The 21,239-nt window shown below is 71.2% G+C and carries 23 protein-coding genes and 1 riboswitch; all 23 genes read right to left on the reverse strand.

The features are described from left to right. Nucleotides 1-70 precede the first annotated feature (70 nt). The gene (locus QN141_03155) at nucleotides 71-625 is read right to left on the reverse strand and encodes a hypothetical protein (GenBank protein ID MDR7557463.1); all 555 of its coding nucleotides are present in this window, start codon (nucleotides 623-625) and stop codon (nucleotides 71-73) included. Nucleotides 626-627: 2 nt separating this feature from the next. Continuing rightward, nucleotides 628-885 (reverse strand): hypothetical protein, encoded by a 258-nt coding sequence (locus tag QN141_03160; protein ID MDR7557464.1) that lies wholly within the window; start codon nucleotides 883-885, stop codon nucleotides 628-630. An 82-nt stretch (nucleotides 886-967) separates the two neighbouring features. Further along, nucleotides 968-2,497, reverse strand: a complete 1,530-nt coding sequence (locus QN141_03165; GenBank protein MDR7557465.1) for an S-layer homology domain-containing protein — start codon at nucleotides 2,495-2,497, stop codon at nucleotides 968-970. 424 nt (nucleotides 2,498-2,921) lie between these two features. After that, complete coding sequence (locus tag QN141_03170) at nucleotides 2,922-3,335, reverse strand: pre-16S rRNA-processing nuclease YqgF (GenBank protein MDR7557466.1); 414 nt, start codon at nucleotides 3,333-3,335, stop codon at nucleotides 2,922-2,924. A gap of 13 nt (nucleotides 3,336-3,348) precedes the next feature. Further along, complete coding sequence (locus tag QN141_03175) at nucleotides 3,349-3,780, reverse strand: energy transducer TonB (GenBank protein MDR7557467.1); 432 nt, start codon at nucleotides 3,778-3,780, stop codon at nucleotides 3,349-3,351. Nucleotides 3,781-4,226: 446 nt separating this feature from the next. Continuing rightward, the gene (locus tag QN141_03180) at nucleotides 4,227-6,026 is read right to left on the reverse strand and encodes a TonB-dependent receptor (GenBank protein MDR7557468.1); all 1,800 of its coding nucleotides are present in this window, start codon (nucleotides 6,024-6,026) and stop codon (nucleotides 4,227-4,229) included. Nucleotides 6,027-6,052: 26 nt separating this feature from the next. Continuing rightward, a riboswitch (cobalamin riboswitch) is annotated at nucleotides 6,053-6,242 on the reverse strand. A gap of 90 nt (nucleotides 6,243-6,332) precedes the next feature. After that, nucleotides 6,333-7,259 carry a DUF3084 domain-containing protein gene (locus QN141_03185; GenBank protein MDR7557469.1) on the reverse strand — a complete coding sequence of 309 codons (927 nt, stop codon included), beginning with the start codon at nucleotides 7,257-7,259 and terminating at the stop codon, nucleotides 6,333-6,335. Then, complete coding sequence (locus QN141_03190; protein MDR7557470.1) at nucleotides 7,238-7,948, reverse strand: polyprenol monophosphomannose synthase; 711 nt, start codon at nucleotides 7,946-7,948, stop codon at nucleotides 7,238-7,240. Before QN141_03190 ends, QN141_03185 begins: the two co-directional genes overlap by 22 nt. Next, nucleotides 7,945-9,549, reverse strand: a complete 1,605-nt coding sequence (locus QN141_03195) for a glycosyltransferase family 39 protein (GenBank protein MDR7557471.1) — start codon at nucleotides 9,547-9,549, stop codon at nucleotides 7,945-7,947. The genes QN141_03190 and QN141_03195 overlap by 4 nt, the downstream gene beginning before the upstream one ends. Further along, nucleotides 9,546-10,625: an LptF/LptG family permease gene (locus QN141_03200; protein MDR7557472.1), complete on the reverse strand. Its 1,080-nt coding sequence runs from the start codon at nucleotides 10,623-10,625 to the stop codon at nucleotides 9,546-9,548. The genes QN141_03195 and QN141_03200 overlap by 4 nt, the downstream gene beginning before the upstream one ends. A 5-nt stretch (nucleotides 10,626-10,630) precedes the next feature. Then, entirely contained in the window at nucleotides 10,631-11,356 is a 726-nt protein-coding gene (lptB, locus tag QN141_03205; GenBank protein MDR7557473.1) for an LPS export ABC transporter ATP-binding protein, read from the reverse strand. Continuing rightward, nucleotides 11,356-12,066, reverse strand: a complete 711-nt coding sequence (locus tag QN141_03210; protein ID MDR7557474.1) for an LptA/OstA family protein — start codon at nucleotides 12,064-12,066, stop codon at nucleotides 11,356-11,358. The genes lptB and QN141_03210 overlap by 1 nt, the downstream gene beginning before the upstream one ends. Nucleotides 12,067-12,083: 17 nt before the next feature. Further along, nucleotides 12,084-12,674, reverse strand: coding sequence for an LPS export ABC transporter periplasmic protein LptC (gene lptC / locus QN141_03215; GenBank protein ID MDR7557475.1), 591 nt, complete (start codon nucleotides 12,672-12,674; stop codon nucleotides 12,084-12,086). 67 nt (nucleotides 12,675-12,741) lie between these two features. Then, nucleotides 12,742-13,899, reverse strand: coding sequence for a lipid-A-disaccharide synthase (gene lpxB / locus QN141_03220; protein MDR7557476.1), 1,158 nt, complete (start codon nucleotides 13,897-13,899; stop codon nucleotides 12,742-12,744). Nucleotides 13,900-13,903: 4 nt separating this feature from the next. After that, on the reverse strand, nucleotides 13,904-14,725 hold the full coding sequence (gene lpxI, locus QN141_03225) for a UDP-2,3-diacylglucosamine diphosphatase LpxI (GenBank protein MDR7557477.1): 822 nt from the start codon (nucleotides 14,723-14,725) through the stop codon (nucleotides 13,904-13,906). Beyond that, nucleotides 14,698-15,507 (reverse strand): acyl-ACP--UDP-N-acetylglucosamine O-acyltransferase, encoded by an 810-nt coding sequence (gene lpxA, locus QN141_03230; protein ID MDR7557478.1) that lies wholly within the window; start codon nucleotides 15,505-15,507, stop codon nucleotides 14,698-14,700. Before lpxA ends, lpxI begins: the two co-directional genes overlap by 28 nt. Continuing rightward, nucleotides 15,500-15,934: a 3-hydroxyacyl-ACP dehydratase FabZ gene (fabZ, locus tag QN141_03235; protein MDR7557479.1), complete on the reverse strand. Its 435-nt coding sequence runs from the start codon at nucleotides 15,932-15,934 to the stop codon at nucleotides 15,500-15,502. Before fabZ ends, lpxA begins: the two co-directional genes overlap by 8 nt. A gap of 2 nt (nucleotides 15,935-15,936) precedes the next feature. Continuing rightward, nucleotides 15,937-16,767, reverse strand: a complete 831-nt coding sequence (gene lpxC / locus QN141_03240) for a UDP-3-O-acyl-N-acetylglucosamine deacetylase (GenBank protein ID MDR7557480.1) — start codon at nucleotides 16,765-16,767, stop codon at nucleotides 15,937-15,939. After that, nucleotides 16,767-17,765 carry a UDP-3-O-(3-hydroxymyristoyl)glucosamine N-acyltransferase gene (gene lpxD / locus QN141_03245; GenBank protein MDR7557481.1) on the reverse strand — a complete coding sequence of 333 codons (999 nt, stop codon included), beginning with the start codon at nucleotides 17,763-17,765 and terminating at the stop codon, nucleotides 16,767-16,769. Before lpxD ends, lpxC begins: the two co-directional genes overlap by 1 nt. Nucleotides 17,766-17,785: 20 nt before the next feature. Continuing rightward, on the reverse strand, nucleotides 17,786-18,211 hold the full coding sequence (locus QN141_03250) for a hypothetical protein (GenBank protein MDR7557482.1): 426 nt from the start codon (nucleotides 18,209-18,211) through the stop codon (nucleotides 17,786-17,788). Further along, nucleotides 18,208-19,359 carry a hypothetical protein gene (locus tag QN141_03255; GenBank protein ID MDR7557483.1) on the reverse strand — a complete coding sequence of 384 codons (1,152 nt, stop codon included), beginning with the start codon at nucleotides 19,357-19,359 and terminating at the stop codon, nucleotides 18,208-18,210. The genes QN141_03250 and QN141_03255 overlap by 4 nt, the downstream gene beginning before the upstream one ends. Continuing rightward, on the reverse strand, nucleotides 19,359-19,820 hold the full coding sequence (locus QN141_03260) for an OmpH family outer membrane protein (GenBank protein ID MDR7557484.1): 462 nt from the start codon (nucleotides 19,818-19,820) through the stop codon (nucleotides 19,359-19,361). The genes QN141_03255 and QN141_03260 overlap by 1 nt, the downstream gene beginning before the upstream one ends. 113 nt (nucleotides 19,821-19,933) lie before the next feature. Next, nucleotides 19,934-21,235, reverse strand: coding sequence for a hypothetical protein (locus tag QN141_03265; GenBank protein ID MDR7557485.1), 1,302 nt, complete (start codon nucleotides 21,233-21,235; stop codon nucleotides 19,934-19,936). Between the last annotated feature and the right edge of the window lie 4 nt (nucleotides 21,236-21,239).

The raw sequence follows: 21,239 nt of genomic DNA on the forward strand, positions 1-21,239 counted from the left end.
TACTTTAGCACGCCCCGCAGGGCCCGTCAACCGCGCCCCGGGGCCTCTCCCTCCCCGCTCCGCGTCCTGCCTACAGCCGGGCGATCGCCGCCGCGGCCCCGCGTAGCGCCTCGCTTGCCGCCAGCAGCAGCGAGCCGTAGTCCGCGCCGCCGACCACGCCCTGGAACCGACCCTCGAAGACCCGTTGCCGGCTGGCGGCCTCCAGCACCCGGACCTGGACGTCGGCCACCGCCAGCCCGTCTCCGTCGCGGACGGCGGGCGTGGCGGGATCGTCCGGGACGCTGAAACTCACCACGCGCAGCTGCGTCCAGCGGCCGGTGACCACCCAGTCGGCGCCGACGGCCCGGGCGACCTCGGCGGCGACGGCCGGCGAGACCAGGTCGGAGGGCGCGTAGCCTCGGGCCCGCAGCGCGGCGCGCACGGCATCTGCGGCCACGACCCGCAGGTGCGCCCCCTGCTGCGCCAGGAGGTGCGCCAGCAGCGCGGTCAGCTGTGCCGGGGGAATCCGGCCGCTGTCGGCGCTGATGGTGTCGAAGTCCGCCACGGCGACGACGCGCGCGGTCTGCGCCCGGACAGGCAGCGTCACCGCCAGGACGACCGCCGCGGCCAGCAGGATCCACCGCACGGCTACGTCCCTCGCTTCCTCAGAATCCGCCAGAGGCCGTTCTCATACTTGACCAGGTCGCCGACCTCCACCTGGTCGTAGAAGTCGTCGGGGACGTTGTACTCGATATTGTTGATCACGATGACGTAGGACTGGCGGCGGCTGTGGTAGTACTTCGCCTCGACCCACCCGGTGATCGTCCGCTCGGTGCCCCCGCAGGAGGGGAGGATCTGGGCCGCCGCCACCGCCAGGAGCACCACCAGCAGCACACCCTTCGCCACGTGTCACCCCGTCGAAGTCGTAGAAAAGCAGAGTCCCCGGTCATCATACCCGGGGACTCTGCAACAGGCAAGGAGACCGGTCTTACCAGGAGGTGGTGACCTCCAGGCGATACCGGTGCGTGGCCACCGTGCCGGGCGGGGTCTCGCGCCGCTGGTAGCGGAAGCGCCCCGTGACGCCCGACGTGATCTGGCTGAAGAAGCCGAGCTCGAGTTCGGTCTGGCCGACGCCGGTGGAGATGACCGAGCCGGACTCGTAGTTGACATACGGTCGGAACTGCGGGCTGAAGGTCAGACTCAGCTGCACGTTCCAGGCCTGGTAGTTGGTCGTGCTGCCGATGCCGAACAGGTCGTTGCCGCCGCGGTAGATGGGCAGGTAGCCGTTGCCGTAGTTCTTGTACTGGATGCGCAGCGTGGGGCTGAACTGCGTCATCCCGGTCAACTGGCCGAGGTTCCAGACCGTGTTGACCTGGTAAGCGGCCACGGCGCTGCCGCCCGACGGCGTCCACGACGCGTACTCCGCGGTGAGCGTGACGCCAGGGATGATCGTCCCGCTGACGTCCACCGACCAGCCGCTGTTGACCGCGTTCGGGGTCAACGGAGCGGTGGCGAGGCCGTTGGTCCGCTCGGACAGGTAGTTCAGGCCGAAGGTCCAGCCGGGCATGAGCGCCATCGACCCGCGGACGGTGTAGATGTTCTGGAGGACGTTGATGGCCGCAGGGTTGTAGACGTAGGCGAACCCCGCCACCTCAAAACTGACCGGGCCGAAGCTGCCGGTGACCTTGAGGCCGTCGATGCCGACGGAGTCGCCGCCGTAAACGGCCACCGAGCCCTCGCGGAACAGCAGGCCGATCGGGCCCAGCGTGTAGGTCTGCTTGCCCAGGCGCCAGTTGAGGCCGTAGGCGGCCACGTCGATGTAGGCGCGGTCGAAGGTCACGCCGACGATGGGATAGCCCCCGCCGTCAACGTTGTTGAGGGCCACGCCGGTCGTCGTCGAGCAGCCACTCCCGGTGGGCGTGACGCTGCTGCTGGTGCCGGCGCCGAAGGCGAAGATACCGCCATCGCAGGTATCGAGCAGCATGTTGACCGTCGCCGAGGCGGTAGAGCTGATCCGCCCGGTGAAGGTCAGGTTGAACAGGCCGAAGGTGTAGTTCTGCCCGTTCAGGATGTTGGACTGGTGCCGGAAGAAGGCGAACCCGGCCACCTTGGTGTTGTCCAGCCGGTCCCGCAGGGCCGCCAGGTCCTCCTCCACCGCCGTGACGCGCACGCCGAGCGCGGCCAGTTCTGCGCGGAACTCGTTGATCAGCCGCTGCAGCGTGGTGATGTCCGCCCGGGTGACCTCGATCTTGGGCGGCGGCGGCGGCGGCGGAATCTTGATCGCCTCGATGCGGGCCAGGATTCTGGCCACGACCATGGCGATCTCGTAACGGGTCATCGCCCGATCGCCCTTGAAGGTTCCGTCGGGGTAGCCCTCGACGATACCCTTCGCAGCCAGTTCCGCGATCGCGTCGAAGGCCCAGTGATCGGTGGGCACGTCGGCGAAGGGCTGGCTGAAGGCGGGGGAGACGACCGCGAGCACGAGCGTTGCTGCGATGGCTACTGCCAGCTTCCTCATCTGTGCTCGTTACCCCCTTGAGTGGGTGATCCGAGCATCGGGTCGGGCTGCAGGGCAAGTGGTCGTGTTTCCTCTCCGCGGCAGCCGACCTTCTGCCCGTTGTCCTCCGCCCCTCCGTCCCGTACAACGTCCGGGCGGCAACCGGCGGGCTTTATGTTCTTCCCCACCTCCCCTCTTCCGCCGTGTACTGCCGTTCCCGACCGCGCAGGTCGGAAGTGACGGGTGACGCCTTGACTGCCGAAAAGCAGACTCGCTGTCTGATCGATCGACGCTGAAGACGCGGACCGGACGGGCCAAGCAATGATATCACGAGAGCCGAAATAATGCGATGAGAGCCGAAAATGCACTGTTAACAAACTTGGCCCGCAGCCGGCCCCCTCGGCCCGCTTAGGTGATATACGGCGCCTGGAAGTCACCTCCTCCTTCACCCCGGTCCGTACCGGGCCAGGAACCGACGCCCCAACGCCACGGCGGCATAGTCGTCATAGGGTTCCGGAGGCACCTGGAGGGAAAGCGGCAGCAGCCGGCGCCAGCCCGTTGGGGGGTGATCGGCAAAGTAGAGGCGCCGCGCCTCGAGCGTGGTCCCCGCCTCATCGACCCCGCGCAGGATCAGCCGGGGAAAGGTCCGGGCCACGGCGTCCCGGATCCGGGCGGCGCCCGTCCGGTTACCCACGACCACCGTGCGGATGCGGTGACGGCCGATCCATTCGCCGATGACCGCGGTCACCTCCTCCGGGCCGACGACGCGCCGCTCGAGCACCCGGCGGGAGGTGAGCACCGCGAGGCCGCATTTCTCCCTGCCCGGGTCGATGGCCAGGATGGCAGCCTCCTCGTTCACGGCGCTGCGACGTTCATGGCACAACGAAGCGAACGGGAACGATCGCCCAGGCGTCGATCGGCCGGCCGTCGCGGGTGGCAGGCCGGAAGCGCCAGCCCAGCGACGCGGAGAGCGCCGCCTGATCGAGGACGGGATGCCCCGACGAAGAGACGACCTCGCTGCGGCCGACACTGCCGTCGGCCAGCACCAGAAGCCTGACAACCACCGTTCCCTCCGCCGCCAGGGTGCGGATCTCCGGTGAAATCGCAGTCCGGTCCAGCACCACGGCGTATCCCTCCCCGGGATAGGAGGTCATCGGGGTCAGCAGGACGGGAGGAGTGAACCGAGGTGGCGGACGCCGTTCCACCACTTCCTGGACGGTGGTGACCTGCAGAAACGGAGGCGGCACTGTCTCGCCGGTGCGATCGTCGGCCACTTCCGAGCCGGCGGCGCGTCCGGAGCCCATGCCCGGGCCGTCCGCTTTCGGCTCTGCGGCTTCTGCCCCCACATCCGCTGCGCCGGCGCCGCTGCCGGGTGTGTCCGTCCTCCGCAAGGAGGGTGGTACGGTGGTAGTCGGCTCGGGGGGAGGAGGTGGCGGCGCAGTGGCGCGGGGAGGGGGCCTACGCAGGCGCAGTGTGGAGGGGGCAGAAGGCCGCGGAGGATGCGCCACCGCCGGAGCGGGGCGCCGGCGCACACCCGCCCGGCCGGATCCGTCCGGAGCCGCCGTCGGGCGGACCATCTCGGCGTCGCCGGCTTCCTCCCAGGCGGTGGGGCCGGGAGGGCTGACCGCAGTCGGACCCGATATCGGTCTCCCGCGCCCCTCTCGCTGAATCGCGAGCATGTAACGCATCCCCGCAGCCGCGAGGAAGACCATCCCGACGAGGAGGAGGAGCCGCCCGGATCCGCGCACGGTCAGAACCTCCTGGACGCCGCGACAAACACTGTGCGGCCGGGCACGGGATACCCTTTTACAACCTCATAAGAGGCGTCCGGCAGGTTGTCGACGCCGAAGGTCACGGTCCATCCCGCCGACGTCTCCGTGCGGTAGCGCAACCCGAGGTCGAGGTAGCCGGGGAGTTCGATGCGTACCGCGGGAAACACCGAAAAGTCCAGATCGGGTCGCGGACCGACGTACTGCGCCATCAGCGTGAGGGCCGAGGTGTCGCCGAGGCGCCGTGTCAGGACCGCCCCCGCGGTCAGGGACGGCACACGAATGAGGGGCTCTCCCGTGGTACGGTCCACGCCCTGGAGCGCGGTGAGGTGCATTCTCGCCGTCCAGGCATCCCCCAACCGTCCGCGCACCTCCGCCGAGAGCCCGCTGATCCGGGCCGCCCCGATGTTCACCGGCGGACAACCGCCGGCGATCAAGTCGGCGGCCTCGGACTGGAAGGCGGTCACGGTGGTCACGCGGACGGCACTCGACCGCTCCACCGAGACCTCCGCCGTCCATGCGGTCTCGGGCCGCAGCGCCGGATTGCTGCAACCCGGGAAGTACAGGTGGAGGAACGTGGGCCCGCGGAAGGTGCGGCCGACGCCGGCCCGAATCCGTGTGGTCTCATCGATCGCCACCACGATCCCCGCCCTGGGGTTCAGGGTCAGGCCGTAGGCAGAGTGGGCGTCCAGCCGCAGCGCCGTCGAGGCCAGCGCGCGCCGGGAGAGAACGGCATCGTACTGCAGATATCCCGCGCCCAGCGTGGCCTGCTGCGCGATGGGCGAGCCGAAGACGGCCGCCTCCAGCGCCTGCCGCTGACCCTCCAGGCCGCCGACCACCACGCGGCCGGGTCCGATCTCCCACTGCCGCTGCACCTCGGCGCCGACGACGGTCGAGTTGTAGGTGCTCGAGCCGAAAGGCGAGGTGAAGCGCAAGAACTCCGTCAGGGCGTAGGCCCGGCCGCGCGCCGGAGAGGCCGCGCCCCCCCACTGGGCCTGCACCAGCGTCCGCGAGAAGGCCTGACGGTCCTGCGGGGTAGGAAACGCCACGTCTCCCGGGGTACCCAGGTCCGACTGGCTGTGGTGGAGGTTGATGCGGGCCCCGCCCACAGCGGCCCTGGCGGCCACGGTCAGGGCCGTGACGTCGCTGTTGGGCCGCGCGCCGGCGGAGGCGGCCGACTCGATCGTCAGGCCGGCGCCGCGGCCTCCGGTCCTGACCACGAACTGCCGCTCGCCATACCCTCCGGCCCTCATCTGGACCGACGGCGCCTCTCCTGCGGACATCACAATGTTGATCACCCCGCCGACGGCGCCGCTGCCCGCGATGGCTCCGAAGGCCCCGCGCAGAATCTCGATGCGCTCCACCCCCGCGGCGGAGACCGTGCTCAGGTCGGCCTGCCCCAGCGCGATGCTGTTGACCGGCACGCCGTCCACCAGCACGAGCACCTGCCCCGGTCCAAATCCGCGGAGGCTGGCTTCGGCCAGGCTCCCGTACCCGCCGTAAGCGCGGACTACCGCCTCCGGCACGAGCCGCAGGGCGTCGGCGACGGTACGCGCGCCGATCCGTTCCAGTTCGGCGCGGGTGATGACCGTGACCGAGGCCGGCGTCGCGCCGCCGGGCTGCGGCCGACGACCGGGAACGACCACCTCGGGCAACTCGAAGACCGGCGGCTCGGAGGGCTCCTGCGGCGAGGGTCCCGGGGGCGGGGGCGGCGGGAGGGGTTGAGCAACGGCGGGAGCGACCAGGCAACTCAACAGAACGAGAACCGTCCAGAAACGCAAACCGCCCACCTCCTCTGCCTCGAAGGCGTGTGGCGAATGGTGCAGGCAGGTCTTCTGGCTTCCGGGTCATCGGAGCATCCCCGGCCTTCCCGGATTGGCATCCAGTGGCGTTGTCGGGGAGCCTCGCCGGTTACAGCGGCGGGACCGCGCCGGAATCACACCGGCTTCCCTTCTCGGCTCCGCAGAGCGGAGCCACCCTGCACCGTCACGCTGAGTTCTCGGCGGGAGACGGGGTTCCTGCCTCGCCGGGTCAGAGGTGTCGGGTCGAAGTTCGTCGGTTTGAAGGTCGCCGGCCGCCGGAGCGGATCAGCGCACGACGACGAAGGCCACGGCCAGGGGGCCGGTGGTGTAGATGTCCTGGGCCGCCACCACGCGCACCGTGACCGGCCGACGCAAGGCCACGATGCGCGCCACGGCGTCCCGGTGGTCGTCCACATCGATCACGGCGTTGGGAGGCGACGTCACGATCGTCCCCGGCGGAGCCAGCACCTGGCCCCGCGCCCGATGGGCCGATTCGTCCGCCAGGCGAAGGAGGTCCTGGCCCACCCCTTCGGCGCTCTTGCGGCCGTCCACCACGGCCTGGATCAGCACCGCACCGGAGCGATACACCCGGCGGTTATCGAAGAGCTGGACGAAGACCGGCAGCGGTTCGCCCCGCAGCGTGTTCTGGCTGGCGACGAGCCGGACCACGGTGCCGGCGTCGCGCTGGTCCACCAGCGAGGCGATCGTCTCCCATGTGACGTTGGGTGGGGTCAGGAGCAGGGTCCGGCCCGAGGCATCGACACCAATGCCGTTCCGGCGGGCCAGCTCGCCGGCGCGCTCGACGAGGGCCTCCAGCCGCTGCCGGACGCTGCTGGTGGGCAGCGACCCGTCGATGACCTCTCGCACGACCTCCTGGTTCGTCAGGTAGGCGATATCGCCCAGGGCCAGCTGCTTGAGGCGCTCTTCCTGCCTTTGGATCTCTCCCTCCAGGCGCCGGGTCTCCTGGAGGACCTCGTTCAGCCGGAACAGCGCGACACGCGCCTCCTGGGAAAAAGTCAACACCACCAGCAGGGTCGTCACCGTGATGAGCATCCCGGTGAGGACGGTGACGATCTGCGCCGTGTAGCGGGGCCGCAGTCCGAAGACGGAGAGGCGGCGCCGGCCGATGTTGCGGCCGACGGCGTTGCCGACCAGCGCGATCGCGCCGCTCAGCAGGATGAGCACGGGGATCAACAGCGCGCCGAGTTCCACCGGGATCTCCTCGTCCTCAACGCCAGGAGGAGGCGCAGGTAGTCCAGGATCTCGCCGGCCGAGAGTTTACTCGAGCCCCGAAGGCGGTCCGCGAACCGGTACGGGACCTCCACCACACGCGCCTCCGGATGGGTCGCCAGCACTTCGACCAGCAGTTTGTAGCCCCGCGCCAGGTACCGCCCCTCGACGAGCAGCGCCCGCCGCGCAGCGAAGAATCCCGACAGCGGATCCCGCACCGGCAGGCCCAGCACGGCCCGGGCCAGGGCGGTGGCAACCCGGCTCACCACCCGCCGGAGCAGGGGCCAGGCCTCGATCCCACCGCCGGGGATGTAGCGCGAGGCCACGACGATATCGGCCCCGCCGCGAATCTGCGCCGCCAGGTCCACCAGCATCTCGGGCGGATGGGAGAGATCCGCATCCATCACGCTCACCACGTCGCCCCGGGCGGCCCGGGCGCCGTCCAGGACCGCAGAGGCCAGCCCCGCCTTGCTCTCGCGGTGCACGACGACCATCGGCAGCACCCCGGAGCGGGCGTACTGCTCGGCCATGGCTCCGGTCCCGTCGGGGGAGGCGTCGTCGACCACCACGAGTTCCAGCGGGAGGCCGCGCGCCACCCCCTGCAACCGGCGGATCAGTTCCGGCAGGGACTCCCGCTCATTATAGGTCGGCACGATGACGGAGAGGGTCATCGCGGGACGGGGAGGCTCCGGCAGGCCCGGCTGCGGCGAAACTCGAGCGCCTGGAGTTCGTCGGTGGCGATCACCGTCAGGACCGCGCCCGTGCGAACCAGCATCGGCCGCACCTCCCGCAGGTCGGCCGGCCGACCGACAACGATCACGCGGCTGCTCCGGCAGGCCAGGCGCACCACGTCGGAGACCTCGTCCAGCCAGTGCACCGGGTGGTCGGTGTAGAAGAGCAACGTCTGGTGGTCGCTGATCCTGAAGCCGACCAGCGGGACGCCCGGGGTCAGGCCGGCCCGCACGGCGGCGGCCACGGGTTTGATCGGCCGGCGCGCCTCGACCAGCGGCAGCGTCTGCCAGACGAGGAACGCCGCCAGCACCCACGTCGAGCCGGCCAGGACAACGAAGCTGAGGCGGGGTCGGCCGGCGGCGTAGGCCACAACGCCCAGCAGCACCCAGCCGGAGAGGACCGCCCCAACCGTCACCAGGTGTTGCTGGAGGACCGCCAGATAGCCGGGATACTTCATCCGGGAGAAGAGGACGAGTTCGGCCGCGAACAATCCCAGGGCCAGAACCGTCCCGCCCAGGCTCCACCCCACCAGCCGTCGGGCCGGCTGCGCTCCCGCCATCGCCGCATCCCAGAGGGCCCCGATCCCCAGGGCCAGCGCCGGGTACACCGGCAACACGTAGTTCGGCAACTTCGTCCCGGCCGCCGTATAGAAGGTCAGGGTGACGCCGATCCACACCAGGATCAGCAGGCTGCCCTCGATCCGCCGCCTGAGGTGATAGAGGACGGCGGCGACGGCACAGGCGGTCCACGGAAACGTCCCCAGCACCAGCACCGGCGCATAGTACCACCACGGTCCGGACTGCCCTTCGACCACGCCCAGGAAGCGATTCACCGTGTAGTAGCCGATGGCAGTCCGGAGGAAGGGGAGACCGTGGCGCACCGTTTCGATGACGTACCAGGGCAGGGCCAGCAGGGCGTACACCGCGGCGGCGACGACGAGTGTCCGCCGCGGGATCGGCAACCGCTCCCGCCGCAGGATCAGGAACGCCGCGGCAACGAGGGCGGGCAGGAGGAGCGCGATCGGCCCTTTGGTCAGCGTGCCGAGTCCGGCCCACAGCCCGGCGGAGACGAGGGAATGGCTCTCGCCGTCCCGCGCCCGCAGGAAGGCGTAAAAGGTGAGGAGCATGAAGGCCACGAGCACGCCGTCGAACACCGCCAGGCGGGACTGGGCAAAGTACTGGAACATCGAGACGAGGACGACGACGGCGAGCAGGGCGGCCCGTGGACCGAAGAGCCGGGCGCCGATCAGGAAGGTGGCATAGGCGCCCACCAAACCGAAGACCGCCGACCACAGGCGGGCGGTGAACTCGGAAAACCCGAAGACGCGGCCGGTGGCGGCCACCAGCCAGAAGTAGAAGGGAGGGTGCACAAACCAGGGGGTGCCGTTCACGTGCAGGGTGATGGGGTCGCCGGTCCGGAGCATCTCCCGGGCGACCTGGGTGTACTTGGCCTCGTCCTGGTCGAAGAGCGTCCCGCGCCCCAATCCGACCAGGAACAGGAGGGCCGCCGCGACCAGCACGCCGAGCAGGGCGCGACTCATCGATCGGCCCGTCGCAGCAGGGCCACGGCGCCCGCCCCGAGCACCACATCGGGGAGCCAGGCGGCGACAACCGGATGGAGTCGTCCGCTCTGTCCCAGGGTCACCGTGATGGACATCAGAATGTAGTACCCGACGAGAACGAGGATCGTCAGCCCCAGCCCCACCGACGGCCCGGAGCGGTGGGGACGCAGGCCGAGCGGGACGGCGAGCAGGGCAAACAGCGCGGCGGAAGCCGGCACGGCGAACTTCGTCTGCACCTCCACGATGTAGCGGGCGGCGCTCTCTCCGCTGCGGCGCAGCAGCTGGATGTAGGCGCGCAGTTCGCGGATGCTCATCTCGGAGGGATCCCGCCGGGGGAGGGCGATCTCCCGCGGCGTTCGCCGCAGGGCCAGGGTGAGCCGCTGGAAGGAGGTGGCCACCGTGGCGGAGCCGGTGAACAGGTACATCGTGCCCCGCAGGAAAACCCATTCCTGACCGAGGTAGCGCGCCTGCGGGGCTTCGATCACCCGCCGCAGACGGCCGCCCTCGAACTGGTTGACCACGACCCCTTCCATTAGCCCTCGGTCGGGCCAGAACCGTCGCGCGAAGTAGACCGATTCGATGCCCTCCTGCTGGTCGCGGAACAGCACCTGCTCCTGCACGGGAGCGACCGGCGCCTCCACGGCCCGCAGGAAGGCCCGACGGTAGCGGTCTTCCGCCCCGGGCACCAGCACCTCGTTGAAGAACAGCGTGGTGCCGCTGACCAGGACACCGGCGGCGACCACGGAGAGCGCGATGCGGCCCAGGCTGATCCCGCCGGTGCGCATCGCCGTGATCTCCTGGCCGTCGCTGAGGCGGGCGATGGTCATCAGGCTGGCCAGCAGCATGGCCATGGGGAAACTGAAGGCCAGGAAGTACGGTATCCGGTAGAGGAGGAGCTCCAGGGCCGCCGTAAACGGCGCGCCCTGCTGGAGGACCATCCGGGCCAGGGTGAACAGGTGGTTGACCAGCAGCAGCACGGTAAACACGCCCACCCCGAAGAGGAAGAGGTCCCGCAGCTGACGCCAGAGGTACCGGTCCAGGAGGGGGATGGCCACGGAGATCACATCGCGAAGCGCTCGCCCAAGAACACCCGGCGCACCTCGGGATCGGCCAGCACCTGGTCGCGGGTCCCTTCCAGGATGACCCGGCCCTCGTTGATCACGGTGGAGCGGTCGGTGATGGCCAGGGTGTCGCGCACGTTGTGGTCCGTGATCACGACCCCGATCCCCCGGGTGCGCAGGTAGCGGACGACGTCCTGGAGCTCCGAGACGGCCCGGGGGTCCACGCCCGTGAAGGGTTCGTCCAGCAGCACGTAGGACGGATTCATGGCCAGCACGCGCGCGATCTCCACCCTCCGGCGTTCTCCGCCCGACAGGACGCGGCCCTTCTGGCGCCGCAGGTGGGTCAGGCCGAACTCCTCAAGCAGCCGGCCGAGGGTAGACCGTCGCTCCGCTGCGGGGACGCCCTTGGCTTCGAGGACCATCAGGATGTTCTCTTCCACGGTCAGTCCCCGGAAGACCGATGGGTCCTGGGCCAGATACCCGATCCCGCGGCGGGCGCGATCGTGGACGGGATAAGGGGTCAGAGGCACCCCGTCCAGCGACACCACGCCGCCGTCCGGACGAACCAGCCCGACGATGAGGTAGAAGGTCGTCGTCTTGCCCGCGCCGTTGGGCCCCAGCAGGCCGACGATCTCCCCCCTCCCCACCCGGAGGGACACCCCGTTCACCACCGTCCGGTCGCCGTACCGCTTGACCAGTCCCTCCGCGACCAGCATCTCGACCATCAGCGCCCCGGATAGGCGGTGATCTGCGCCGATCCCTGTGCGGTCACGCGGCGCCGCTGCAAATCCACCGTCACCGTCGTCGCCCGGACCTCGTGCGGTCCCTGCCGCACTACCGCGGCTCCGGTCAACACCGCGGTCGGAGGGTGCTGCCGCACCGTGATGCGCTTGGCGCGCCCCTCCATCTGGTCGTAGGCGATCCGGCTGTTTCCCTCCGCGACGGCCTCGCCGCGCGCGAGGAAGGTCTCGATCCGCTCCGCCGCCAGACGGCCTTCCGGACCGGTAAGCACAGGGTCGCCCGTGGCCACCAGCCGACGTTCCCGGCCGAACGCCTCCACCCGCTCCGCGGTCAGGCGGCGCTGCGCGTCGCGCTGCTGGGCCACAACGCCGCCGTCGGCCAGGAGGCGCTCGTCCCGCAACCAGACCGTGATCCGCGGCGCGTCCACGGCGAACGCGTCATCGGCATAGCGCGCGCCCTCGGTGGCCCGCACGACCTGCCCCGCGCGCTCATAGGTCAGCGCCGGCGCCTGGATCACGACGGCACCCCGCCGGACGGTCACCGGCGAACCCCGCAGCGTCCAGAGGCCGCTGGCCTCGTCGAGATCGGCGAAGGTCGCCCCTGTCACTTCGACCGCCGGCGGGGCCTGCGCCCGTGTGGGGGCGGACAGGATCAGGAGGACGGCCAGCGCGGCCAGCCCGACACCCCGGATCATCGTCGCCGCCACCTCCCCTATTCCGTCGCCCGTACCACGATCTGGCCCGAAAACCGCTGGCGGTTCAGCGCCGGATCCGTGCGCACCTCGTCCGCCCGGATCCAGACCCCGGGCTGGGTGAGGACGACATCGCCAGAGGCCACGATCACCCGGTCGGCCGGCAGGTAGCGGATGCGCGCGGCGCGCAGCGTCCGACCGTCCGAGGTGCGCGCGGTGACGCCCCCGGTCAGTTCCACGTCCCGTCGCCTCGTGTGAAAGACCGCCGTCGGCGCGGCGAAGGCCAGCCGGGGTCTGTGCGCCTGGTAGAACTGTCCCGTCACCGACGTCATGACGATCCGTTCCCGAGCCCGATCGACCTCCAGCGTCGTGGCCCGAATTTCCCACACCAGATTGCCCCGGGGATCCGTTCCCGAAAGCGTCGTCCCCTCGATCCGGAGGAACGGCGACTCCGGTCCTCCGGGTGCCGGTCCCGCGGACGGCGCAGGCGCCGGCGCCGTGGGAGAAGGCGCCGGCGGCGCCGCGGGCGGAGCGGGCACCCGTCCCGCCATCCACCGGGCGCCGATCAGCGCGCCGAGCACGAGGGCGGCGGCCACTGCGGCCAGCCGCATCACTGGTGGGCGTCTCGTCATTGTTCCGTCGGTCGTCCCGGCACTCCGCGGGATCGCCCGCCCCATCTTATCGCCCGCCAGCGGCGGGGGCAACGAACGCCCCCAGACGCAGCACTTCCTCCGCCGCCCGGCGCGCGGCGCCCGGAGGACCCAACGTTGCGGCCACAGACCGCAGACCGGCGCGCATCGCCTCGCGCCCGACCGGATCACGGAGGAGGCGCAGAACCGCCGCCGCCGCGGCCGAGGCGGTGAAGCGATCCTGCAGCAGTTCCGGGACGATCTCCCGTCCGGCCAGGATGTTCGGCAGCGCGGCGTGGCGGACGGCGACGAGCCGCCTGGCGATGTACCAGCTCAGCGCCGGCAGGCGGTAGACGACGATCATCGGCACGCCGAGCACCGCGGCCTCGAGCGTCGCCGTGCCGGCGGCCGTCAGGAGCACGTCGGCGGCCCGCATCGCGGCGTAGATCTCGTCCGTCACGCGCACGCCGGGCCGATGGCCGTCGGCCAGGCGCTCCACGGCCTGGCGGATCGGCTTTGCGGGGACGGGCAGCACGAACGCGATGCGTGGATCGGTCCCGGCCGCGATGGCGGCGGCCCGGAGCATCACGGGCAGGTGGGCCCGGACCTCCTGGAGCCGGCTGCCGGGAAGGAGGCCGACAACGGGGTCCTGTGCCGGCAGACCGAGCATCCGGCGCGCCTGGTCGCGCTCCGGCGCCTGCCGGGGGAGGTCGGCGGCGGGGTGTCCGACAAAGGTCACATCGGCTCCCGCGGCGGCGTACGCGTCCGCCTCGGGCCGCAGCGTGGCCAGCAGCCGCATCCGCAGGTGCGCCACCTTACGGGCCCGATCGCCTCTACGGACCGACACCAGGGGGGGCGCGTAGTACGCCACGGGAACCCGCCCCTTCAGGCGCTCGGCCACGCGGAGGTTGAAGGCGGGGAAGTCGATCAGGACCAGCACGTCCGGCCGCTCCCTGCGGACGGCGTCGGTCACTTCCCGCAGCCGGCGGAGGTAGGTGCGCAGCCGGAGGACGGGGTCGACGTGGCCGACCACGCCCCACGTCGTGCTATCCATCAGGCAGCGCACTCCCGCGGCGCTCATCCGCGCGCCGCCGATGCCCACCAGCGCTGCGTCCGGACGCAGATACCGCAGATGAGCGGCGAGGTCGGCCCCCAGCAGATCGCCGCTGATCTCGCCGGCGATGATGAAGATCGTCAGCTCCCGCACCGCGTCACAGGTGGAGGCCGACGACGGCGATGCCGGAGCGATCGGCGAACTCGAGACAGCGGTCCCGATCAAGCAGCAGCGTGGCGCCGGCCTCCACGGCGAGCACCCGTGCGCCTACCGCGGCCATGGTCTCGAGGGTGCCGAGTCCCACGGCGGGGAGGTCGAAGCGATCGTCCTGGTGGGGGCGCGCGGCCTTGGCCACGACGACGCCGGGCGCCATCTTCCCGCCCCGACGAATCGCCTCGTCCGTGCCTTCTGCCGCCTCCACGGCGAGGACGGCGCCGTGCCTGAGCACGACGGTCTGTCCCACGTCCAGGGCCGCGATCTTCCGCGCCAGGTCCAGCCCGGCGCGCGCGTCCCGGGCCTCGTCCTCCGTGGGTGCCGAGCGGGTGAGCACTCCCTCCTCCACTAGGAGGTGGGCTACGAACTTCAGGGGACTGGCGACGGTGATCCCCGCGCGGCCCAGCAGTTCCACCGCCACCTGCTGGAACAGCGTCTGGTCCCCCCGGTCACCCAGTCGCAGGACGCGCGCCCTGAAGGCGGTGTCGCCTTCGGCCACGAGCCGCGCCCGCGAGACGCGCCCGGCGAAGATCACCTGTCGGACGCCGCTGCGGGTGAGGATCGCGATGATGCGCTGGAACTCCCCGAATCCCGCGCGGTAGGATTCGTCGGCGACGGCCGCGAGGTCGGCCCCATCGCCTTCCACCGTCACGGCCACAACGCGGCAGCCGGCCGCTCGGGCCGCCTGCGCCAGGAGGACGGGCAGCCGTCCTTCGCCGGCGATCAGGCCGACGACTCCTACTCCGTCGAGGTCTCGCCCGCCCACCGCACGAATCCCCGGTTGTGGCCGCCGCTGCGCATGAAGGCGATGATGTGCGCCACGTACGGATCGCCGCCCAGTTCCTCCTCCAGCCGCGCCAGGGCCGCAGAAGTCGTCAGGCGCGACCGGTACAGCAGGGTGAAGGCGCGGCGCAGCGCCCGGCGGTGCTGCGGAGGGATGCCGGCGCGTTCAATGCCGACGACGTTCAGCGCGTGGGCGCGCGCCGGCATGCCGGCCGCCAGGATGTAGGGCGGGACATCCTGGCGCACCATGCTCACCGCGCCGACCATCCCCAGCCGCCCGATGCGGACGAACTGGTGGATCCCGACGTTGCCGCCCACGTACGCCAGGTCCTCCACATTGACATACCCCCCCAGCCCGGCGCCGCTGGTGATCGTGACCCGGTTCCCGAGCCGGCAGTTGTGATCGATCCGCACGTAGGACATGATGTAGGCGTCGTCGCCGATCTCGGTCGCCGTCCCTTCGCCGTAACCGCGGCTCACCGTGGCGTAGTCGCCGAAGATGTTCCGGTCGCCGATCCGCACGTAGGATCGCTCCTCCGCATATCCCCGGTGCTGGGGGCGGCAGCCGATGGCCACCCCGATCCCCAGCTGGTTGTCACGGCCCAGGGTGACGTCGGACTCGATGACGGTATGGGCTCCCAGGCGCGTCCCGGATCCGATGCGGACGCGCGGGCCGATCACCGCGTAGGGACCGACGACGACGTCGCCCTCCAGTTCGGCCGAGGGATCGATTACCGCGGTGGGATGCACCTGCACGCTAGACACGGTCCTCCCCCATAACGAAGGTGAACTCCCCGTCCGCGGCCACCGCGCCCTGGACCAGGGCGCGGCCCGCGACCCGCCCCGTGCGGCCCCGGATCCACCGCAGCCTGGCTTCCAGGGTCACGGTCTCGCCCGGCCGGATCGGGCGGCGGAACCGCACCTGTTCGATCCCGGCGAAGTACGGGACCCGACCGGCAAACTCCGGCCGCCGAAGCGCCAGACAGGCCCCGGTCTGCACAATGGCTTCCACGATCAGCACGCCCGGCATGATGGGTTTGCCCGGAAAGTGCCCGGGGAAGAACCACTCGTCCCCGCGCAGGTCCAGCTGGCCGACGATGCGGGACTCCTCGACCTCGATGATCCGATCGACGAAGAGGAAGGGAGGGCGGTGGGGAATGATACGCATGATCTCGTCGCGTCCGAGCTCCATCGTTACCTCCCGAGGACCCGCCGCACCGCGGCCGCGTGGAGCCTGTGCCCCGCGCCCACGGCGATGACATGGGCGCGCAGCGGGCGGCCCAGCAGCGCCAGGTCGCCAAGCAGATCGAGGAGTTTGTGCCGCGCCGGCTCGTCGGCCATGCGCGGCGGGTTCAGGTATCCTTCGGGCCCCAGACCCAGCGCGTTGTTCTGCGAGGCGCCGACGGCCAACCCCTGCTGGCGCAACTTCTCCACCTCGTCGGCGAACCCCCACGTTCGCGCCGGCGCGATCTCCCGCAGGAACCGGCCCTCCTCTACCGTCAGGTCCGCCACCTGGGCGGGGCCCAGCACCGGGTGGTGCAGCGGCACCACGCACGTCAGCCGCAGGCACCCCGCAGGCACCACCAGGACGGAGGCCGCCTCCTCCGCGACCCAGCAGGGCTCTTCCGGCCTGATGGGCTCGAGCACGGCGTCCTGCACCTCGATGCCTGCCCGCCGGAGCAGGGCACAGTACGGGGCGGCGCTGCCGTCCAGGATGGGCAGCTCCTCACCCCGGACCTCGACCCGCAGGTTGGTGATCCCGAGTCCCGCCGCCGCCGCCAGCAGGTGCTCCACCGTCCTCACCCGGACGCCGGCCCGGCCCAGCGTGACCCCGCGACGGGTGTCCACCACCGCGTCCGCGGCGGCCGGGATCTCCGGGGAGTCGGGCAGATCGAGGCGCCGGAAGGCAATCCCGGCGTCGGGAGGTGCGGGCCGGCAGGTAACGCGGGCCGGCAGGCTGCTGTGGATGCCGATCCCGGCGACGGAGGCGGACCGCCGGATCGTCCGCTGGCGAACCGGCCCCATCAGTCGCGGCGGCGCCCTCCCCGCTTGCTGACGAGGTCGGGCACGCGACTCAGCGCGGCCTGCAGCCTCAGCTGTTCCCGGTGCGGTCGGGCCGGCTGTCCGGAGACGACCGCTCCGGGCGGAACGTCGCGGGTCACCACCGACGCCGCCAGCACCTGGGCGCCGGCGCCGATCGTCAGGTGGTCGGCCACCCCCACCTGGCCGGCCAGGACGGCGTCGGCGCCGATGACGACGCTGCCGGCTACCCCCGCCTGCGCGACGACGAGGACGCGGGGACCGATGGTCACGTTGTGGCCGATCATCACCAGGTTGTCGATCTTCGTCCCGGCGCCGATCCTCGTCTCCCCCAGCGTGGCCCGGTCGATGGTGGTGTTGGCCCCGACCTCCACGTCGTCCTCGATCACCACCGTCCCGACCTGGGGGATCTTCACATGCGCGCGGCCGTCCTGGGCGTAGCCGAATCCGTCCGCGCCCACCACGACGCCGCTGTGGAGGATGACGCGGGCGCCGATGGTGCAGCCGTCGTAGACGGTCACCCGCGGGTGCAGGATCGACCTCGGGCCGATACGCACCCGGGCCCCGAGGGCGCAGCCGGCGTAGATGGTCACCTCGTCGGCGATGACGCAAGCGTCCCCTATGGTCACGTAGGGGCCCACGGCCACATCGCGGCCCAGCCGAACGGCGGTGCCGAGCACGGCGGTGGGATGGATCCCCGGAGGGAGGCGCCCCGGCGGCGGGTGCAGCAGACCGATGATCCTGGCGAAGGCCAGCCGGAGGTTGACCGCCCGAAGCGCGGGGAGACGGGATGACGACAGCGCCGCGGGCAGCAGCAGTGCCGAGGCGCCGCTCTCCTCCGCCCGGGCCAGGTGCCGGGCATCGCGGACCATGACGATGGCGCCGGGCCCGGCGCGGTGCCACTCCGCGACGTGCGTGACCTCGACGTCGCCCGCCCCCAGAAGCTCCGCCCCGATGGCCTCGGCGATGGCGCGCAGTCTCACGATCTCTCCGTCCGACGATGCTACTTCAGACGGGCAATGACGTCGTCGGTGACGTCGATCCCGCCCAGCGTCGCCGCTTCCTTCACCAGGACCAGCTGCAGGCGGCGCCGTCGGGCCACCTCGGCCACAGCGATCCGGACCTGCTCGTTCAGCCGTTCCTCCAGCGACTTCTTCAGCTCGGCCAGATCCCGGAGGTACGATTGCCGCCGCGCCTCCAGGTCCTCCGGGCTCAGCCGTCCGCTCAGGAGGCGCAGATCGGCCGCCATTCGCTTCTCGCTCTCGTCCAGCTGGTTCTGGTAGCGCAGGGCCAGCGCGCTCTCCTTCAGCACCCGGCCGGAGGCGACGACGCCCACGCGGGGCCCTCCGCATCCCGCGGCCAGGACGGCCCCGAGAAGCGTGACAAGGAGCGCGACGAGGAGGATGGCGCGTCTCGAGAGGGTCGTCATCGCCGGATCTTGCGGATCAGGTCCGGGGTCAGGTTGACGAGGCCGGCTCCGCCGAGGCCGGGGCTGGCGATGTACCGGGTCAGGACCACATCCACCTGCCGGGTCTGGGCAATCGTCGCCACCTCGATCTTGACGTCGGCGAGGATCGCGTCCTCCAGGCGCAGCCGCTGCTCCTGCAGGAGGCCGAGCTGGGCCTGCAGCCGCGCGGCCCGAGCCTGGACCTCCCGGGCGTAGGCGCGCTGCTGGCCGCTCAGCGCCGCGGCGGCGGCGGCGATGAGCTCCCGGCGGCGGCGCTCCAGGCGCTGCCGGAACTCCTGCTCGCGGCGGACGCCTTCCCGGGTCAGCGCCTCCTCCAGCTCGCGCTGCCGGAGTTCGACGAGCCGCCGTCCTTCGGCGGACAGCGCCTCCTGCTCCGCCCGCAGCCGCGCGTTGACCTCGGCCTCCTTCGCTTTCTGAATCTCCTTGAACTGCGCCTCGGTCTCCTCCCCCCTGACCCGGATCCGCTCCTCGCGCTCCTGCTGCAGGGCCTGAAGCTGACGCAGGAGCACCCGTCCCTCTTCCTCGGAACGCAGACCGGCCACCTCCGCGCGCAGGCGGAGGTTCAGCAGCGGGTAGCGGTACTCTTCCATGATCTCCTCTTCGGCGGCGGCCAGCTGGGCACGCAGCTCGTTCCGCTTCGCCTCCAGCTCGGCGCGGGCCTGGTCCTCGAGCTGCCTGCGGAAGGCCTCGAACTTCGCCTCCTGCGCCCGGCGGAGGTCCTGGGCGTAGGCCTCCAGTTCCCGGCGGCGCTGCGCGCGCAGCTCCTCCAGCTCCTTCTGGAACACCGCCCGCAGACGCGCCGCCTCTTCGTCCAGCTGGCGTGTCACGTCCGTCTCCGGAACGGGAGGCGGCGGGGGGACCATCGCCAGTTCCGCTTCCGTCTGGGCGACGCGCCTGGTGAGGGCGTCCAGGTCGGGCCACCGGGGGTGCACCCTGGCCACGGCCTGAAGGTCGACCACGCCGATCCGCAGGGCGCGGGGCGCCGGCGCGGACGACGCGGTGGGCGAGACGCGCGTCGTCGTCTTCGGGCCGCAGCCGGGGACGGCGGCCAGCGCGGCCGCCAGGAGGAGGCCGATCCACCGGCCCGAGGATGGCCCGACCGCTGCCATTACTTCGCGCTCAACTGCGCAATGACCGCGTCGGTCAGATCGGTCCCGCCGTAGAGCACCACCGTGCGGTCCAGGACCACGGAGATGCCGCGGTCCTTCGCCACCTTCTCCACGGCCTGACGGATGTCGCGGTCCAGCCCCGAGAACAGCTCCTCGCGCCGGGCCAGGAACTGCTGCTGGAACTGCCGGTCCAGCTCCTGCCGCTGCACGGGGGTCATCCCGCGGCTGCGCTGTTGGAACTCGCGCTGCTTGGCCTGGAAGAACTCCTGCAGGGCCCGCTCCGAAGCCGCCTTCCGGGGATGACTGTCCAGCGCCTTCTGCATGTCCACATACCCCACCGTGAACGACTGGCCGATCACGGGCGTGCCGGTCCAGAAGACCAGCGCGGCGGCCGCCACCGCAACCGCCAGCACGGCGGAGATGGCCCACCACAGCGGGGCGATCCGTCTGCGAGTCTGCATCATCACCCTCCCGGCCTGCGCGCCGCGCAGGCAACCGTTACCATTCTACGCGAGGGGTCAACCGCGATCCCCATCCTCCTGTCTCCTGCTTTCCGCGGTGCTCACGGCCATTCCTACAGATTGCTGACCAGGCGCACCCACCACTCCCCCCGCGAGGTGCCCACGAGTTCGCCGGAGAGGAACTCGTTGATGCGGTAGATGAACGCGCCTTCGAACGCCTGCTGGCCGGCAAACCACGTCCCGCGCAGGGCGGTATCGAACCCGACCTGCAGCTGCGCCCATGTCCGGACCTCCTGCGCGACGAGGCCGTAGGCGGCGCCGATCCGCACCGTCGGCAGGACGGCGAGTTCGGCGCCCAGACTCCACTCCAGGGAAAGGGTCTGCGGAGCGAGACGGATCTCCGCGAAGGTCTCGGTCTGGGGGTGCACCAGCACGCCGAGACGACCGAGGAGCTGCGGCCCCGGGGCGCGGGTGCCTACGTTGAGGTGTGCCTCAGCCCGGCCCCGGTAGCGCCGCGATTCGGCCACCACGTTGACGTACGTCGTCTCCCCCACATCCAGTACCGGCACAGCGGCGATTCCGTAGCGCAGAGCCGGCGGATACGCCGCCAGGTCCGACCGGAGGAGGTCGGCGAGGGGACCGGCATGCGCCTGAGCGAACGTCACCGGCACTCCCCGCAGGAACTCGGCCATGGAGATCACCGCGGGACGATGCTGGTCCAGCAGCAGCGTGGGGATGGACGTCGATCGGAACCGGACCCCCAGATTCCGGATCACCCGCGTGTCGCGGGGCATGACGGTCACCGCGACCTCCCCTGTCGCGCCCCGGATCTCCACCCGCACCGTGGCCGAATACCCCGGCAGCGCCTCCTCCACGGCCTCCTGGGCCCGCCGCTCCAGCACCGGCCCGGCCCAGAGCAGAGCGGCTTCGGGAAGCCCGCCGTACAACGACCGGAGCGGCGGCGCGACGCGCTCCTGGAGGAGGCCGCCGGCAAGCGGCCGGAGGCGCTCCGGCACCATCCGGAGATCGGGCGTCACCGACACCTCCGCCACCACCGGCCCCACCGGGCGCAGGCGGACGGAGACGTCGGACTCCGCCCCCAGGCGAAGACTCACCGCCGTCACGGCGTACCCCGCGGCGACCCGATCGACCACCCCGGCCAGCGTCTCCCCCAGCTGCGCCGTCAGCGGCGCCAGCTGGTCCACCGCGCGCCCCACCAGCAGCCGCTCGCTCACGCTCAGCACCGTCGCCCGCAGGCGATCCTGTACCAGCGGATGCGGCAACGGGCCGTCGACGGTCACCTGCACGCTGACGCGCTGAACGACGACCTGGGCCGCAACGGGCAGGGTCCCCAGCAGGAGGACCGTCGCAGCCAGTGCGAGATCGACGGGGAACCTGCCGGGACGGCGGCGCATCGCA

Source organism: Armatimonadota bacterium, from assembly GCA_031459765.1.
GTDB classification, from domain to species: Bacteria; Sysuimicrobiota; Sysuimicrobiia; order Sysuimicrobiales; family Kaftiobacteriaceae; genus Kaftiobacterium; species Kaftiobacterium secundum.

What these genes read in the sequence shown, in the direction of transcription:
- QN141_03195 (MDR7557471.1), bottom strand. Translation starts at nt 9,549, where the DNA reads ATGAGTCGCGCCCTGCTCGGCGTGCTGGTCGCGGCGGCCCTCCTGTTC.
- QN141_03250 (MDR7557482.1), bottom strand. Translation starts at nt 18,211, where the DNA reads ATGACGACCCTCTCGAGACGCGCCATCCTCCTCGTCGCGCTCCTTGTC.
- QN141_03165 (MDR7557465.1), bottom strand. Translation starts at nt 2,497, where the DNA reads ATGAGGAAGCTGGCAGTAGCCATCGCAGCAACGCTCGTGCTCGCGGTC.
- lpxC (MDR7557480.1), bottom strand. Translation starts at nt 16,767, where the DNA reads ATGGGGCCGGTTCGCCAGCGGACGATCCGGCGGTCCGCCTCCGTCGCC.
- QN141_03210 (MDR7557474.1), bottom strand. Translation starts at nt 12,066, where the DNA reads ATGATCCGGGGTGTCGGGCTGGCCGCGCTGGCCGTCCTCCTGATCCTG.
- QN141_03265 (MDR7557485.1), bottom strand. Translation starts at nt 21,235, where the DNA reads ATGCGCCGCCGTCCCGGCAGGTTCCCCGTCGATCTCGCACTGGCTGCG.
- QN141_03260 (MDR7557484.1), bottom strand. Translation starts at nt 19,820, where the DNA reads ATGCAGACTCGCAGACGGATCGCCCCGCTGTGGTGGGCCATCTCCGCC.
- fabZ (MDR7557479.1), bottom strand. Translation starts at nt 15,934, where the DNA reads ATGGAGCTCGGACGCGACGAGATCATGCGTATCATTCCCCACCGCCCT.
- lptB (MDR7557473.1), bottom strand. Translation starts at nt 11,356, where the DNA reads ATGGTCGAGATGCTGGTCGCGGAGGGACTGGTCAAGCGGTACGGCGAC.
- QN141_03175 (MDR7557467.1), bottom strand. Translation starts at nt 3,780, where the DNA reads ATGGGCTCCGGACGCGCCGCCGGCTCGGAAGTGGCCGACGATCGCACC.
- lptC (MDR7557475.1), bottom strand. Translation starts at nt 12,674, where the DNA reads ATGCGGCTGGCCGCAGTGGCCGCCGCCCTCGTGCTCGGCGCGCTGATC.
- QN141_03190 (MDR7557470.1), bottom strand. Translation starts at nt 7,948, where the DNA reads ATGACCCTCTCCGTCATCGTGCCGACCTATAATGAGCGGGAGTCCCTG.
- QN141_03255 (MDR7557483.1), bottom strand. Translation starts at nt 19,359, where the DNA reads ATGGCAGCGGTCGGGCCATCCTCGGGCCGGTGGATCGGCCTCCTCCTG.